This is a genomic window from Nostoc sp. (assembly GCF_036917535.1).
GTDB lineage: Bacteria > Cyanobacteriota > Cyanobacteriia > Cyanobacteriales > Nostocaceae > Nostoc.
Genome location: NZ_JBALDA010000106.1, coordinates 1 through 15,600 on the forward strand (window position 1 = coordinate 1; position 15,600 = coordinate 15,600).

The 15,600-nt window shown below is 39.6% G+C and carries 17 protein-coding genes, 1 tRNA gene and 1 pseudogene; 7 read left to right on the forward strand and 12 right to left on the reverse strand.

The features are described from left to right. Positions 1-109 precede the first annotated feature (109 nt). Positions 110-328: a transposase family protein gene (locus tag V7K56_RS37390; RefSeq protein WP_442940372.1), complete on the forward strand. Its 219-nt coding sequence runs from the start codon at positions 110-112 to the stop codon at positions 326-328. A gap of 153 nt (positions 329-481) precedes the next feature. Here V7K56_RS37390 and V7K56_RS34675 read toward each other — a convergent pair. The 10 genes and pseudogenes from V7K56_RS34675 to trmFO form a co-directional block, all read right to left on the reverse strand. Then, positions 482-780 (reverse strand): annotated as a pseudogene (locus V7K56_RS34675) (hypothetical protein); the annotation flags it as partial. Positions 781-808: 28 nt separating this feature from the next. Next, complete coding sequence (locus V7K56_RS34680; protein WP_334918320.1) at positions 809-1,189, reverse strand: type II toxin-antitoxin system PemK/MazF family toxin; 381 nt, start codon at positions 1,187-1,189, stop codon at positions 809-811. After that, positions 1,186-1,461, reverse strand: coding sequence for a ribbon-helix-helix domain-containing protein (locus V7K56_RS34685; protein WP_334918322.1), 276 nt, complete (start codon positions 1,459-1,461; stop codon positions 1,186-1,188). Before V7K56_RS34685 ends, V7K56_RS34680 begins: the two co-directional genes overlap by 4 nt. A 48-nt stretch (positions 1,462-1,509) precedes the next feature. Then, positions 1,510-2,139 carry a hypothetical protein gene (locus tag V7K56_RS34690; RefSeq protein WP_334918324.1) on the reverse strand — a complete coding sequence of 210 codons (630 nt, stop codon included), beginning with the start codon at positions 2,137-2,139 and terminating at the stop codon, positions 1,510-1,512. A gap of 165 nt (positions 2,140-2,304) precedes the next feature. Then, positions 2,305-2,577 carry a hypothetical protein gene (locus tag V7K56_RS34695; RefSeq protein WP_334918326.1) on the reverse strand — a complete coding sequence of 91 codons (273 nt, stop codon included), beginning with the start codon at positions 2,575-2,577 and terminating at the stop codon, positions 2,305-2,307. Next, positions 2,578-3,156, reverse strand: coding sequence for a Uma2 family endonuclease (locus V7K56_RS34700; protein WP_334918328.1), 579 nt, complete (start codon positions 3,154-3,156; stop codon positions 2,578-2,580). A gap of 2 nt (positions 3,157-3,158) precedes the next feature. Beyond that, positions 3,159-4,829: a type I restriction-modification system subunit M gene (locus V7K56_RS34705; protein ID WP_334918330.1), complete on the reverse strand. Its 1,671-nt coding sequence runs from the start codon at positions 4,827-4,829 to the stop codon at positions 3,159-3,161. A gap of 258 nt (positions 4,830-5,087) precedes the next feature. Next, positions 5,088-5,160, reverse strand: a tRNA-Arg gene (locus V7K56_RS34710). Between the two features lie 44 nt (positions 5,161-5,204). After that, complete coding sequence (locus tag V7K56_RS34715; protein ID WP_334918332.1) at positions 5,205-6,392, reverse strand: murein hydrolase activator EnvC family protein; 1,188 nt, start codon at positions 6,390-6,392, stop codon at positions 5,205-5,207. A 219-nt stretch (positions 6,393-6,611) separates the two neighbouring features. Beyond that, complete coding sequence (gene trmFO, locus V7K56_RS34720) at positions 6,612-7,925, reverse strand: FADH(2)-oxidizing methylenetetrahydrofolate--tRNA-(uracil(54)-C(5))-methyltransferase TrmFO (RefSeq protein ID WP_334918396.1); 1,314 nt, start codon at positions 7,923-7,925, stop codon at positions 6,612-6,614. 389 nt (positions 7,926-8,314) lie between these two features. Between trmFO and V7K56_RS34725 the strand changes: the two genes are divergently transcribed. Both V7K56_RS34725 and V7K56_RS34730 read left to right on the forward strand, forming a co-directional pair. After that, positions 8,315-8,563 (forward strand): hypothetical protein, encoded by a 249-nt coding sequence (locus tag V7K56_RS34725; protein WP_334918334.1) that lies wholly within the window; start codon positions 8,315-8,317, stop codon positions 8,561-8,563. A 501-nt stretch (positions 8,564-9,064) separates the two neighbouring features. Next, positions 9,065-10,336: a ribulose bisphosphate carboxylase small subunit gene (locus V7K56_RS34730; RefSeq protein WP_334918398.1), complete on the forward strand. Its 1,272-nt coding sequence runs from the start codon at positions 9,065-9,067 to the stop codon at positions 10,334-10,336. A 382-nt stretch (positions 10,337-10,718) separates the two neighbouring features. Here V7K56_RS34730 and V7K56_RS34735 read toward each other — a convergent pair whose 3' ends face one another. Then, on the reverse strand, positions 10,719-11,468 hold the full coding sequence (locus tag V7K56_RS34735; RefSeq protein WP_334918336.1) for a hypothetical protein: 750 nt from the start codon (positions 11,466-11,468) through the stop codon (positions 10,719-10,721). A 363-nt stretch (positions 11,469-11,831) separates the two neighbouring features. Further along, on the reverse strand, positions 11,832-12,227 hold the full coding sequence (locus V7K56_RS34740; RefSeq protein ID WP_334918338.1) for a hypothetical protein: 396 nt from the start codon (positions 12,225-12,227) through the stop codon (positions 11,832-11,834). A 707-nt stretch (positions 12,228-12,934) separates the two neighbouring features. On the opposite strand from V7K56_RS34740, the gene V7K56_RS34745 reads away from it, so the two are divergent. The 4 genes from V7K56_RS34745 (at position 12,935) to V7K56_RS34760 (ending at position 15,334) form a co-directional block, all read left to right on the forward strand. Further along, positions 12,935-13,402 carry a DUF4870 domain-containing protein gene (locus V7K56_RS34745; RefSeq protein WP_334918340.1) on the forward strand — a complete coding sequence of 156 codons (468 nt, stop codon included), beginning with the start codon at positions 12,935-12,937 and terminating at the stop codon, positions 13,400-13,402. Positions 13,403-13,584: 182 nt separating this feature from the next. After that, positions 13,585-14,682: a Gfo/Idh/MocA family protein gene (locus tag V7K56_RS34750; RefSeq protein ID WP_334918342.1), complete on the forward strand. Its 1,098-nt coding sequence runs from the start codon at positions 13,585-13,587 to the stop codon at positions 14,680-14,682. A 109-nt stretch (positions 14,683-14,791) separates the two neighbouring features. Next, entirely contained in the window at positions 14,792-15,049 is a 258-nt protein-coding gene (locus tag V7K56_RS34755) for an HNH endonuclease (protein ID WP_334918400.1), read from the forward strand. Positions 15,050-15,088: 39 nt separating this feature from the next. Next, on the forward strand, positions 15,089-15,334 hold the full coding sequence (locus V7K56_RS34760) for a hypothetical protein (protein ID WP_334918345.1): 246 nt from the start codon (positions 15,089-15,091) through the stop codon (positions 15,332-15,334). Positions 15,335-15,600: the final 266 nt, after the last annotated feature.

The window sequence follows — 15,600 nt, forward strand, 5'->3', positions numbered from 1 at the left end:
CTGTGGAATTTCTACTTGATAGCTGCATAAATTGATGAGTGAAAGTGAGAATTCTATTTCATCATTTTTTGCTCTTATTTAGCGACAAGTCTAATTTGTCAATATCCGCATTCCAGACAAAAAGCCCAGAGGCAAACAACTAACTCAAGAACAAAAACAATCCAATCGAGAAAAAAGTAGCGTTCGCGTTAAATTTGAACACACAATCTCAGGTATTAAGAGATACAAAGCTTCTACGGCAATAGATAGAAATCGCATTCATAATTTGGATGATCGCTTTATGCTGACTGCTGCTGACCTGTGGAATTTCTACTTGATAGCTGCATAAATTGATGAGTGAAAGTGAGAATTCTATTTCATCATTTTTTGCTCTTATTTAGCGACAAGTCTATTACATAAAGTTTTTAACTCTACTACTTCCCAATCCTGCGGAATCTTCCCAACAGGCGAATCCTTAAACTTTTCATTCTTAACCAAAACCTCACGCATAACCCTGCACACCCTGAGACAAAATGCCCAAAATCTTATTTATCTCCTTAATGTAATAATTATTCAAATCAATAAACACATCCGTCCCTTCCAACTTCAAAACTTTCAAATCTCCCCAGTAGTCACCGCCCCGTAAATAGTTTTAATCTCATTTCCTTGCTGCTGATTAAACAACTGTGCTGCCAACATAACAGCCGCACATTGCCCTAAACCACCTTTAATATTTTCATTTTTCGCCTCAACAATAATCATCATCGGCGCATTAATTGTTAACTGTTCTTTAAAGCGACTCTCAATATTATGCAACATCATCTAATATTTATCCATCCAGTTCTTGAGTATCCTCATCATCAAATTGTCCCGGTAAATCCAACGCAATCAACAAAGCCTCATTGAGTTGTGCAATTACTGCATCTGAAATAGTTCCCCGCAGACGCAACAAACGAGATTTCGATAATACCCGCACTTGATCCGCCATAGCAATAGAATTTCTCTCTAAACCTCCATCTGGTGCTTGAATTAACACCTGCGTTGGAAAAACTCGCTTTGTCGTGCGATATGTCGTACAGGGTACTGCTAAAACTACGGGACTGCTAGCATTAATTACATTACGACTAACAATAATTACCGGACGAATTCCCCCCTGTTCAAAACCTTCAGTTGGTTCTAAACGTGCATCATATACTTCGCCCCGTTTCATTCTTGAGATTCCGCTAACTCAAAAGCTTCCCACTCAGCAGTTGCAAATTCAACTTCCATTTGCAACACGTCCTTTTGGTAATCCGCATCATTTACCATTTCTGCTAATTGTGCATCAATTTCTGCCCGCTTGAGCGCTTTTAGTTCCCGACGCAAAGCCTTAGCAATAAAATCATTACGACTTTTAGCTTTCCCTTGTTGGATAGCTTTATCAGTCGCTGCTAATAGTTCAGATGGTATTGCTACATCGTCAAGAATAACTAAGTTTTCCATACAAAATAATTTGCCCAATTTTCAAGCCTACCTTTATAGTGACACGACTTAAACATACCCTAAACCCTGCAAAAACTCATTCAACTTCTTCGCCGCCGCATCCCGTTCCGTCTCAATATCCTGCAACGTCACCCGATATTTATCCCACCAATTCTCTACCGCCGCAATCACCTGCTGACGATGCGCGGTAACATATCGCTCTAATTCAGCAATTAACCCATCTTTGAAAATCGCTAAGACTAACTCCTGACAATCTTCATCAGTCAACGCAGCCCGCGCAGATGACAAACGCTTCACCAATTCATTCTTTAATGTCTTTAATTCTGCCTTTCCTTCCTTCAACTGTTTAACAATTTCCTTGTAGGGTTCTAGTTGGGCTTCTATTTTGGCAATTTCTGCTTCATTCTCTTCAATAAAAGCCTCAAGTTCAGCAATTTTATCCTTATTAAATAAAGGTGTCTTCTTTAAAATCTTGAATTCCTTCTTCGGCTCTTTAATCAAATTTTTTAAATACTTCAGCTTTGTCTCTAAATCCTTGACAATATTAACCGCTTCTGATTCTTCAGCTTCTTCAATATTTGCCTCAGCTTCTTCTCCCTGCTCAAAAGCTGACTTTTGCTGTTCTAATTCCGCAATCTTCGCCTCAGCCTCAGCAATGTCTTGTAAATAATCCGGCATCAACCGCCCAACCAATTTATGATTTAGAGGGTCAAATTTTGCCTGCTTTTTCTTCTCGTCATCATCTTGTTCTAAAGCATCTTTAATTGTATCTACCCAACTATCAACTAAACCACCAAAATCTGACTCTGATAAAGTTCTCAGTTCATACCTCTGTTCATTCCACTAACTAGCAACCACACCCGCCACTTTAAAACGGTCAAGTAATCCCACAGGTTGCAAACTATCCACAAAAGAACTAAAAAACTCAGCGCGGAGTTCCATCACCTTTTTAGTTTTCGGCAAGTCACCCAAACTCGTAGAGTGTATTTGCCACCAAGCAGCAAATACACTATAAAGTTTGCCTTCTTGCTGCTGCACACCAGCATCAGATTCTATAAAACTTTTAATTTGAGAACGTTCTGTGATTGTAGAAATAAAATCAAGATAATCAGTCATCTATGCAAAAATCTGCTGTAAATTTAAAACAAAACCAGGGAGAACATCTTCACCCGATAAACTTGTGGGAGATTGTAAAACTTCCGGTGCTTGATTGGAGCGATAAATGATTACTTGTTTAGCTTTAGGATTAATTAACCAACCTAGTTGTAAGCCATTTGCTAAGTATTCCTGCATCTTAGCTTTAGTATCTTCCACATCATCAGTTTCAGAAACTAATTCCACTGCAAAATCAGGACACAAAGGGAGAAATTTCTTTCTTTGTTCTGGGGTAAGAGCATCCCATCTTTCTATCCTTACCCAAGAAGCATCAGGTGAACGAGTTGCACCATTTGGCAGTTTAAACCCAGTGGAAGAATCAAAAGCTTTTCCCAAATTATTTTGATTGCTCCAAAACCATATCTGACCTAATAAATCAAAATTACGGTTTCCTGTTTCTCCCCCAGTGGGTGACATGATAATTAATTCCCCTTCAGCACTTAGCTCTAGTCGTAATTCTTTATTCACAGCTACAACTTGTGCAAATTCCTCATCACTAAATTGCAGATTAGGAGGTAATTGTAAGGTTAAAGCAGTCATAATTAATTGCGCTCCACAAAAATCCTAGTTGCATCAAATCCATGCGCTGCTAATAGAGAAGATTTAGCCTCTACCTCTACTTTAGGAATTCCCCCCAACAAATGCGCCCGTACATCGTGCGGTTCTGGCGGTGGCGCGTTGTCAGCATAGCGGCGGATATTGCAGTTATAATCGTTATCTTTTAATTCTTCTTTAGTTACTACTGCTGAATATCCAGATAAAGACAGAAAATTCTCAAACACCCAGGAAATCTTTTCAATATGTTCAAGACGCAAATAATTTTGAGCGCGACCTGCATAATATTCAGCATCGGCATTAATAAACAAAACTTTTCCCTGGCGTTCAACAGGTTTCGCCCCTTGTGGACACATCACCAAAATACAGGCGGGGATACCTGTGCCATAAAACAAATTGGGTGGTAAGCCAATCACCGCCTCTAATTGATCGTATTTAATAAAACTCTCCCGGATTTTCTTTTCTTCTCCGCCGCGAAACAGTACCCCATGCGGCATTACCGTCGCCATCATCCCATCAGTTTTGAGAACAGCTAACATGTGCTGGGCAAACATCAAATCTGCTTTTTTACCCGTCTCAGGACAATAACCATGCGTAAAGCGTCCAGAAAATTGCATTCCCTCGCGGCTATAGTTTTGAGAAAAAGGCGGATTACTGATTACTCTGTCAAAGCGGATTAGTTCACCGTCAGCAATATGCAAGGGATTAAATAGGGTATCGTCATTATGTATATCTGCATCTCGAATGCCGTGCAGCAGCATATTAATTTTGCAAATTGCCCATACGCCGCCGTTATTATCCTGACCGTATAATGCTAAATTTCTGGCATCACGACCGCATTCTTCTACATATTGCTTCGACTGAATTAACATTCCCCCAGAACCACAACAGGGATCGTAAACTGACATTCCAGGTTGGGGTTTTAACAGACGCACCATCAATTGCACTACTTCACGCGGGGTATAAAACTCGCCCCCTTTTTTTCCAGCTGAATCTGCAAACTCTTTAATCAGGTACTCGTAAGCAGCACCCAGCAAATCAGGAAATACAAAGTCTTCATTTCGCAAACGATATTTATTGAAGTGTTTAATCAGTTCGCGCAACTTGACATCAGGAATTCGACTTCTACCAACTTGACGGTTGAAGTCAATATGTCCTAGCACACCCGCCAATGCTTGGTTACTCTCTTCAAGTGCTGCCAATGCTTTATTTAATCCATCAGCTACGTTTTTATGTAGCTGATCACGAATATATGCCCACCGCGCTTTTTCAGGTACAAAAAAAGTTTCTTTGTAACTAATGGGGCTTTCCGCCCTCATTTTTGCTTCTTCTGGTGTACGTCCCCTTTGCAAATTCTGTTGCAAAATCTGCTCATACTGTTGCTCAAATACATCCGAGGCGCGTTTTAAAAAAAGCATCCCGAAGATGTATTCTTTGAACTCCGAAGCGTCCATCTTCCCCCGCAGAATATCCGCAGCAGAAAAAAGATGACGTTCTAGTTGCGGCAGCGTGAGTTTGCCCATAGTAGATGCTGAGATTGCGACACTAATGCTTTGCCAGTATATCTCTTGTTGAGATACACTCCAACAGACTTCCAAATTGCTGAAGTCTAATCTTTCTACTTGCTGGCTATACGCTCGTGTATGGTATCCAACCATACTGGAATTACAGATTGACCTGCTTTGATTTGGGCGTAGACGCAAAGCGGCTTGTAGGCATCGCTTGTTCTAATTCAAACTCTACAAGTTCGAGCGATCGCTTGTGATAGTCTGCTAAAAAAACTAAAAAATCAAAAGATTCAGATAGCGTTCGCTCTAATTCATATTTCTATTTTGCAACGCCAATAAAGCTATGGCAGTATATAGATGTGACATCAATACTGTTAATGGTCACAAATAATAAGTTAATGTACAAAACGAGCGCGGAGGGATTTGAACCCCCGACCCACAGAACCGGAATCTGTTGCTCTATCCACTGAGCCACGCGCCCTCATTCTTTGATATTATAGCACGTCTGTGATCAAATTCGCAGCTTTAAAGATAATTAGCTGGGTCTACAGGTGTACCATTCCGACGAACTTCAAAGTGGAGATGGGGGCCAGTTGAGAAACCTGTGGAACCGACAGCAGCGATCACTTGTCCGCGTTCAACTGCTTGTCCCTCAGAAACATACAACTCGCTGGTATGCCCGTAGAGTGTAGTCATGCCATTACCGTGATCGATAATTACCGCTCTGCCATAACCACCATACCACCCCGCAAAAATTACTGTTCCGGAATCGGCTGCCCGAATTTTACTACCATAGCTGGCGGCAAAATCTAACCCGGCGTGAAAGCGACGATAGCCAAGAATAGGGTGTATCCGCCAGCCGAAGGGACTGCTAGTAGGAGCATCGCTAGGATATGCCATTATACCAGTTCCCCGAATGATGATACTTGTTCGGCTGTTGGTTTTTGCTTGGGCTTCTGCTACCTTCTGTTGAATCAAGACTTCCAGATTTTTCGATTCTCTTTCTAGCTGATTTTGCGCTGCTTCTAAGGCTAGGCGATCGCTATTCAGGCGTTGAATCAATTCTGATTGTGATTGCGCCTGAATTTGATAATCAGCTTTTTGTGCCAACAGTTGCTCACGAATTAAGCCAATTTCGTTTTTTTGCTGTTCTACTTCCGTTTTTTGTTTATCGATTGAGTTTGCTTGGGTATTGAGTTTTACCAAAATTTTCTGGTCTGCCTGAAACACTAACTTCAACTGATGACGACGGCTGAAAAAGTCGCTGATATTTTCACTTTCGAGCAAAACCGCCCATCCAGCAAAAGCAGGCGATCGCTGGAGGTAACGCAATCGTGCTACTGTTGCGATTTGCCGCTCCTGATATGAACGTTCTGCCACATCTAAATCAGCTTCTAACTGCTGGAGGCGTTGAGTAGCGAGTTTTAATCGTGATTCGCTCTCTAGAAGATAACTATCTGTAGTTTGCAGATTTTGCTTTAAACCAGTGAGGTGTTTTTGAGCCTCTTGTTGAAGATTAGTTAAGCGATCATGATCATTAACCACATTCTGACGCTGCTGGTTCATTTGTTGCTGCTGTTGTCGCAAAGTATCAATAGACTCTGTGGACGTTGCGTGGGCTGGAATTAATGCCAAACAAATCCACAAAATGCAGCAAAATGCAATAGATAAACAGCAACAAATCTGCTTTTTTTCTAGAAATCGCCCTCTCATAGTGCGAACCTAACCAAAATAATACTTTCAAACACTATGAGGATTATTCCCAAAATCTAATTCACCCACACCAAGACATTATTAAAAAGCAGGGGAGGCTTTTAAGGCAGGGGGAACAAATCAATTCAAAATTCAAAATTCAAAATTAAAGAACTTCTGCCTCCTGCCTCCTGCCTCTTCTTTTTCAATGCCCCATGCCCAATGCTCCATGCCCATTAATTATTGATTAGCTTTCCAATTTGCCAAATCAGCTAAAGAGCGATCGCGGTAACGTCCATAACGCTCTGGTTTACTTTTGATTTTCATTCCTAAATCGGGAAAAATCCCAAAGTTAGGCGGCATTGGTTGGAAATGCTTCGGCGAAGCGGAACTAATAAATTCTAATAACGCACCGATCATTGTTGTTGGTGGTAAAACCAAAGCTTCTTTACCCAAGGCTAATCGCGCTGCATTAATTCCCGCCAAGCAACCACCCGCAGCTGCTGCGGTATAACCTTCAGTACCAATCAATTGTCCAGCGGCTAACAATGTCGGACGCTCTTTAAATTGCAAGGTAGGATGCATTAACTGGGGAGCATTAATAAAAGTGTTGCGGTGCATTACTCCCAGCCTGACAAACTCCGCCTTTTCCAAACTGGGAATTAACTGAAAGATTCGCTTTTGCTCGCCCCAACGCAGATTAGTTTGAAATCCTACCATGTTCCACAATTGACCAGCTTTATCTTCTTGTCGTAACTGCACCACAGCATAAGGGCGTTCCCCTGTGCGAGTATCTGACAGTCCCACTGGCTTTAGGGGGCCGTAGCGCATGGTATCTTCCCCGCGCTGTGCTAGTTCTTCTATGGGTAAACAGGCTTCAAAAAATTTTGCCGTTTCCCGTTCAAAACCTTTGAGTTCTGTTTGTTCAGCTTTACAAAGTTCTTTTTGAAAGTGCAAGTACTGCTCTTTATTCATTGGGCAGTTGAGATAAGCGGCTTCACCTTTGTCATAACGTGATGCCATAAAAGCAATATCACGATTAATCGATTCTCCCACGATTATTGGACTAGCTGCATCAAAAAAGCTGAGGTATTCCATCCCCGTAAAGCGGCGCAAATCTTCTGCTAAATCGGGACTGGTTAAAGGCCCAGTTGCCAAAACCACAATCCCTTCGGGAATTGCAGACACTTCACCCCGGCGGAATTCAACTAAAGGATGACTCGCTAAAGTTTCGGTTAAATCTTGGCCAAATTGTCCTCTGTCTACGGCTAGCGCCCCACCAGCCGGAACGGCGTGTTCATCAGCTTTTGAGATGACGATAGAACCGAGTTGGCGTAACTCTTCGTGCAATAATCCCGCCGCGCGATCGCTTGCCATTGCCCCAAAGGAATTACTACACACTAATTCTGCTAAATGTTCTGTATGATGAGCAGGACTAAATCGCTTTGGACGCATTTCATGCAGAATTACCGGCACTCCAGCTTGCGCTATTTGCCAAGCTGCTTCTGTGCCAGCTAGTCCACCTCCAATTACTTGTATCGGTTGTATTTCCATAGTTAAATTTTTAATTTCCATTTTATAAGTATCCATCAGCGTTACAGAAGTAAAATTAAATAAAAAGTCATGTTAAACCACAATAAGTGAAATAAAGTATTGAGCCAATTGTAACCTTGAGACTATACTCTCAAGGTTTTTTATAATCAATTTTGCTGTCACGCGAAAAGCCACCATCAACGGTGGGCTTAACATTTTCCAACTGGCACACTGCCAAGAAGTGCGATCGCGTCCTTAGCCTTTGCCTAGTTGTATTAATTAAAAAAGTAGGAAAATTAGTCATCAAACTAGGATATTTTGTATAAAACCTTGATTTCTCATTTTTCCAGGTGATACATTAAGTATGTATTCAATGATTAGTTAACAATAGGTTAATTGAAACGTAATTTATGACTAAAAACAAAATTAAAAATAATGTCGATTTCAATCAAGCTCTAGTTATGTTTATTGAGGAAGTAACAGATGATGAGGTATTGAAAAGTGTATGGGGTGGCGCAACGCCTCCTGTTTCACGACTAAGCCCTGAGATTATTGCTGCTCTTGAAAAGCGCGGTATTATATTGACTAACGATCCTAACAACCCAAATACATTAACAGAAGAGGCGTTGTCTGCTTTAAAAGAAGTTTCGGGTAATTAGACGTAGGAGATATAAACGATTTCTATTAAATGTAGCGATATGCAATACTAAGAGGTTGTTTGAAAAGTGATTGGCTGTGATTACCTTCCTTAGTCCCCCCTTGTAAAGGGGGGGAAACAAGAAAAATTCGGTTCCTTCCCCTTGTAAAGGAGAGGGTTAGGGAGGGGGAAAAAAATATCTTATATATCAATCATGACTTTTCAAACATCCTCTAAGACGTGTTTTCAAACACGCTGTATTTTAAAAATAGGCTAATCTCAGTAATCTTGGAATTATTCTAATGGCTTATCAAAGTTATTTGATATTGTAATCAAATCTTTGGCACTATTAAATAAAAGCAGTTTTCACGAGTTCATGCTTGGGAGCGTGTTCAACTTTGGCAACAGACTAATCAACCCAACAAATGAACAAGCACAAGCTTGTCTGAAAGAAAAGCGATCACTATCCCCAAAAAAACTTAACATTAACCTTAGAAGTGTTAATTTTTCATCACATAAACTCATGGGTTACTATATCGCTCCCCGCTTTTTGGACAAACTTGCTGTCCACATCACCAAAAATTTCCTGAAGCTTCCTGGCGTGCGAGTTCCCGTGATATTGGGTATTCATGGACGCAAAGGAGAAGGCAAAACATTTCAATGTCAATTAGTCTTCGAGAAAATGGGTATTGAAGTCACTCACATATCTGGTGGCGAATTGGAAAGTCCTGATGCCGGAGATCCAGCGCGGTTAATTCGGTTGCGCTATCGGGAAACAGCAGAACTGATCAAAGTACGCGGCAAAATGTGTGTACTGATGATTAACGATTTAGATGCCGGTGCTGGACGCTTTGATGAAGGGACTCAATATACTGTAAACACGCAGTTGGTGAATGCCACACTGATGAATATTGCTGATAATCCCACAGATGTGCAATTGCCGGGAAGCTATGATTCCACACCTTTACATCGTGTGCCGATTATTGTCACAGGTAATGATTTTTCCACCCTCTATGCACCGTTAATTCGAGATGGACGGATGGAGAAATTCTACTGGCAACCAGATAGAGATGACAAAGTGGGAATTGTCAAGGGGATTTTTGAAGAGGATGGACTGTCACAGAAGGAAGTTGAACAGCTAGTTGATACTTTTGTCAATCAGTCTATTGACTTTTTTAGCGCTTTGCGATCGCACATTTATGACGAACAAATCCGCAACTACATTCATAAAGTAGGTTTTGAGCAGATATCCTTGAGTGTGGTTAACAGCGTTAAAGGGCCGCCAGAATTTCAAAAGCCAGATTTCAGGCTGTCTCACTTAATCGAGTCTGGTAATTTCCTGGTTGGCGAACAAAAACGGGTGGAAAATTCCCATTTGGTTGATGATTACAATCGACTAAATCGAGGTAGAAATTCTCAATCTGCACCACCTGCTGTTGTAACACCAATTAGTCAGCCGTCAAATGGCGCAACCCAAGAAGTAAAAACTAATCAATTCCAGAAACAGCAAGCATCAAGTGCACATTTAACTTTAGAGACACAAGAACAGATTCGGCAATTATTGTCTCAAGGTTACAAAATTAGTGTTGAACACGTAGATGAGCGCCGTTTTCGCACAGGTTATTGGCAAAGTTGTGTTAACAGCCACATTGATGCTGAGACTGATGCCATCTCAAATTTGGAGGCAACTTTAACAGAATATAGCGGTGAGTATGTGCGCTTAGTAGGTATCGATCCTAAAGCCAAGCGGCGAGTGTTGGAGACAATTATTCAGCGTCCAAATGGAAACAATTAGGGGCAGATACAGTAAAATTCCAGAGTTAGGAATCGGAAGTCAAATCGACTGTTAAAAACTGCGTCTACACAGACAAAACCCGCGCGGGCGGGTTTAAAAAAGCTTTATTTTCTATTAGCTCATATCATTTCTGGGTAATTAGCTGCTAAAGAGATGATATTTTAGCTATAGCAATCCCAATACTGTTCGGTTAAGGCAACAGACGCGATGAATCACTGTCTCTACAAAGCCAATTTTAAATCATTTGCGAACAACAAGAAAACCAACTTCCCCAATAAGTTGGGGATTTAAGGTTGTGAATTCGATTTGCTAAGGTTGTTGTTAATTCTTAAACAACTGGAAACAATATGTTTCCTCAATTTAATAGCTGAATTTTTCTTTTTTACCTACAAGTACTGGCTGAAACTGAGGTCATAGTTCTTAAATCACCTGTAAATGCAGCTGTGTATTGATAAGGTGATGAACCAGAGCAATTCATGGAATTTGTATAGGTATTACGGGGATTCCACCATGACATTGCTTTCACAGTCAAATTTGCGCCATTCCATGATAGAGACTGGACAAGTAAAGAGTTACTTTGTCCATTATCTGGCTTTTTAGAAGATAAAAATGTGGCATAATCAACCTGCCCATTAGCTGGATTAATCCGGGCTATAACTGCGGCTTTTGGCCCGCCTCCACTACCATAGCTAGGCAACCACCGACCACTGGCAAAGCGGCGAAAATCATTACCTGTCTGACTGCCTGTGGAAGAGTAAATACCATATAAAACATCACTTCCATTCCAATACAATCCGTAACCTGTACCATCGTCATTTGTTGTCTCATAATCATTACGACACCATGCTTTTATCCCATTATTGAAGCGGATAGTTACAGGGTTTTTGTTATTTGAGAGTTGCTGATAACCAATGTAAATTCTTGCTGTTCCATTAATTACTTTGGGGCCATTTTTAGCTGCGATCACCGCTTCAGTATCATTGCAACTGAATGTCACAGCATCACCGATCGATGTATTTATGGTTTCGGCTAAAACTGGAGCAGTTTTTTGTGTGACAACTAAGTCACCTACTAAAATTACAGACAAAGAAATGCCCGCAAAATACTTTTGTAATTTGCCAGAATAAATCATGTTATGAATCTGCCGAGACAAGAAACGGAAAACACCGTATCACTATAAACTCTAATTAGTATTTAGACAAGCAAAATGCTTGAAAATACTATCCTGTAAGACTCTCAGCATTGCAAAATATTAGGCAGGACTACAAAATGCATGATCTAATGTGCATGACGATGCATGATAATAGCTGTATATAATTGTTATTTATCACAAAGCATTAGTAAATATAAAAAATTGCAATATATTATGCTTTACCATAAACAATTGCAGTAGTTGAGAAAATAATTTTAATTAGCAAAATAGCCTTTGCTCGTTCCCTACATCCCTTGCAAGAAGATTGCTTTGGCTCTGTCTTATGCTTTTATCCGGGCTGTATTAGGTAGTTTTAGGATTTTGATCTGATGCTTCTCCAGCAGAAGCTTTCAGGCGGCTTAATCTGCTTTTGCGAATTCGTTCGCTATCGCGAACCCCACCCGCCATTTCATATTCGCTGCTATCTTTGCCATATTTAAAAGCAACCCCTCTTACCATCTTGTCTGTAAGATTACTTAGGGTTTTTTCCATCGCATCAATTTTAGTTTTGGAAGCATCAATTACAGTTAAAGCAGTGTTATAACCATCAAGCATAGTTCTTAACTGCTCAATTGCTTGACTCAAGTTTTGCAAATCGCAATCATCACCAAAACTCATATTTGAATCAATTGCTTTTAGTCCAGCGGATCTTAACTCAGCTTTTTCAAGAACACGGGATGTACGTTTTTTACGAGACATCAATATATTCATTAGAGAGATTTCTAAAACTACTTTGCCTTACTAAAGCTATTTTTTGGTTCAGTGAAATTAGGGAATAATTATATTTTTTAAAAAATCCAAACCAATCTGAGTAATTTCTCTTAATTTTCAGTTTTTACCTATTTTTCTTTGCAATTGCTCTAATGTTGATGAGGAATATTGCAATATTGATGAGGAACATTTCAATATTGATGAAGAACATTTCAATATTTATGAATAACGTTACAATCTTAATAAGGAATATTGCAATCTTGATGAATAATATTGCAATCTTAATGAAGAAGATTGTAATCTTGATGAGAAATATTACAATGTTGATGAAGAATATTGCAATGTTGATGCGAATAATAACTAAGGCAAGCTAAAGGCATCGGTAATTACAACAGTCACTACACCCCTCCCAACCCTCCCAAAGTATCGGGGAAGGGAAACAAAGCGTAGCTTTGGCGAGGTGGGTTCTTCGGGTTTAATAAGTAATCAAGCGGACATGATATAACTATAACTGCCGTCAAACAACTTGACGTAGAAGTTGTGCTACTGCTAGAAGAAGTCATAGTCTGGGAAATAGAACCTCTTCTCGTAAATTCTGACCGAAAAATACTCGGATTTTAAACTCTTGTTTGGCTTTTTTATAGATAATTACAATGGAGAATTATCTCGTAAATACACCTACACATTAAAAAGCCATGAAAGAAAAACCTAAACAACAAATGCGTATATGGGCGATGTTGTGTCATTTATCAGCTTTGGTAGGATGGATATTATTGTGTTTTTTGGTATTTATTGGCATTCCTTTATACTTACCTTTAAATATTTTACCTCCACTTGTAATTTGGCGCTTTAAAAAATCTCAATATCCCTGGATTGATTTCCAAGGTAAGGAATCATTAAATTTTCAAATGACTTTAACTTTTTACACTTTTATTGTTATAACAATATCCTTAATTTTAGTATTAACTAGCTTTAGTTTGGCAGTCACTACTAATGGTTCAATTAATGAAATAAAAAATACTTTAGACAACTTATTAATTATACTTATATCATTAATTGTATTCAAACTGATACTACAATCTTTTGTAGTGACTTTTGCCGCTATGAAAGCTTACAATGGTGAGCATTATCGTTACCCCTTTACAATTAGAGTTTTACGATAATACTATCTGATAGTATACTAGATTCCAAAGAGCGATCGCTAGATGTTATAAAGTCAATAGCAACCGCCAAGCAGGAAGAAAAATATTTGTCTAACAAGTTTGATATAACTACATATTAGATATGATTTATCAAAGAATATTAAACAAAGAAGAAGTCGCATAAATATGGAGATAAGAATTAGATGATTGGAGTTGCGATTGCAGGCACTGGATTTGGTCAAAAAGTCCACATACCCGGATTCCAAGCACATCCTCGCACTGAGGTAGTTGCTGTTTATCACCGAGATATAAATAAAGCCAAAGCCATAGCAGAATCCCATAATATTCGTCACGCTTACGACTCACTTGCAGATATTGTGGCATTACCAGAAGTGCAAGCCGTCAGCATTTCGACACCGCCCTTTTTGCACTATGAAATGGCAAAAACCGTATTGCAAGCTGGAAAACATTTATTACTAGAAAAACCGACAACTTTAAATGCAATTGAAGCGAAAGAACTTTATCAGTTAGCTAAAGCAAAAAGCGTTATTGCAACTGTAGACTTTGAATTTCGCTTTGTACCAGCATGGCAATTGTTTGCAGAGTTATTGTCAGAAAACTATGTAGGTAAGTTACGCCTAATTAAAATTGATTGGTTAGGTTCTTCTCGTGCTGATGTTTCACGCCCTTGGAATTGGTATTCTGATAAAGAGAAAGGAGGCGGTGCATTGGGATCTTTGGGTTCTCACGCCTTTGATTATATTCACTGGTTATTCGGGCCAGTGCGTAGATTAAACGCCTATCTGAGTACTGCTATTCCTACACGAGTTGACCCTATTAGTGGGGAATCTAAAGCAGTGAATACAGATGACAACTGTATATTAGCCCTGGAATTAGCCAATGGTATACCTTGCCAACTTTCTATCAGTGCGGTTGTTCATGCAGCAAGAACCCATTGGGTAGAAGTATATGGCGATCGCGGTACATTAATAGTGGGTAGTGAAAATCAAAAAGATTATATACATGGTTTTCGTGTTTGGGGTTCCCTGCCAGGTAAATCTCTAACAGAAATAGAAATACCAAATCGATTAATTTTTCCCCAAAATTATGCTGATGGTCGCATTTCGGCATTTATCCGTGTAGTAGAACAATGGGTGCAAGGAATTGACCGCAATCAAGAAATTACACCATCACTACGCGAAGGAATTTATTCTCAGCTGTTGATGGATTTATCTCATGAATCGTATCAAAAAGCAAGTTGGGTAGACGTACCCAGTTTGGAAGAATTTCTTAGTAATTAGAAAATAAGTGAGCAAAACTCCCCGCATTCGTATCCCGCCAAAAGTCACATCGCTTCTCTACGAGACACTACGCGAATGCTCCGAATTCAAAATTCAAAATTCAAAATTAATGATCCCCATAAATAAATTCAGGGGTTTGTATACAAAAGCGTTTTCGGTCAAAAAATATGTTTTTCAACGCGACCAATATCAATGCCGAAGCTGCGGTAAAACTAGTGTAGAAACTAACCTCAGCATCGATCATATCATTCCCTTGGCTCATGGCGGTCAAAATGATATTAGCAATCTCCAAACTCTCTGTTTTACCTGTAATCAGCAGAAAACAGATAATATCGATCCGCGTTTTTGGCGATATTTTCAGCTTTAGGTTACGATGGGATGAGCTATTAGTTTTTCTCTCATTTCTATGCCTCAAAATAAAAATAGCAATTTCCTAATATTTCTCAATATTAGAACTAGGCTTTTTTACTTCTTCACTGTTATAGCTATTTTAGTAGTAGCCTTTCCCTGGCTATATGAGATTAAAACGAAAGCTGGGATCGACATATCACCTGGACGCCATGCAGGAACATTTTTTGAAAAACATACCCGTGGACTCTTCAAGTGTGAATGGCTTTATCCCTACCATTGCGATCGCTCTCATGTTAAGTAAAGGAGATTACAGCAGAATTCAGGAGTAAAACAGGCTGCATTACCTGGACTTGAGACGAATCGTTGTGTACTTCACTAACTTAAAATTCAGGGTAACTGAAACTTTAATTTAATTATGGTTGATGCACTTGTAGCAAGTTGGACAAACCCAGTCTTCACCAATAAACTTAAGTACTGAGTACTTACGACACTAGAAGCAGTTCGTAAGCTTTAAATTACGCATATGTAAAATCATAAAAAGGTGTCTGTGCTTGTCAGTCATACCAT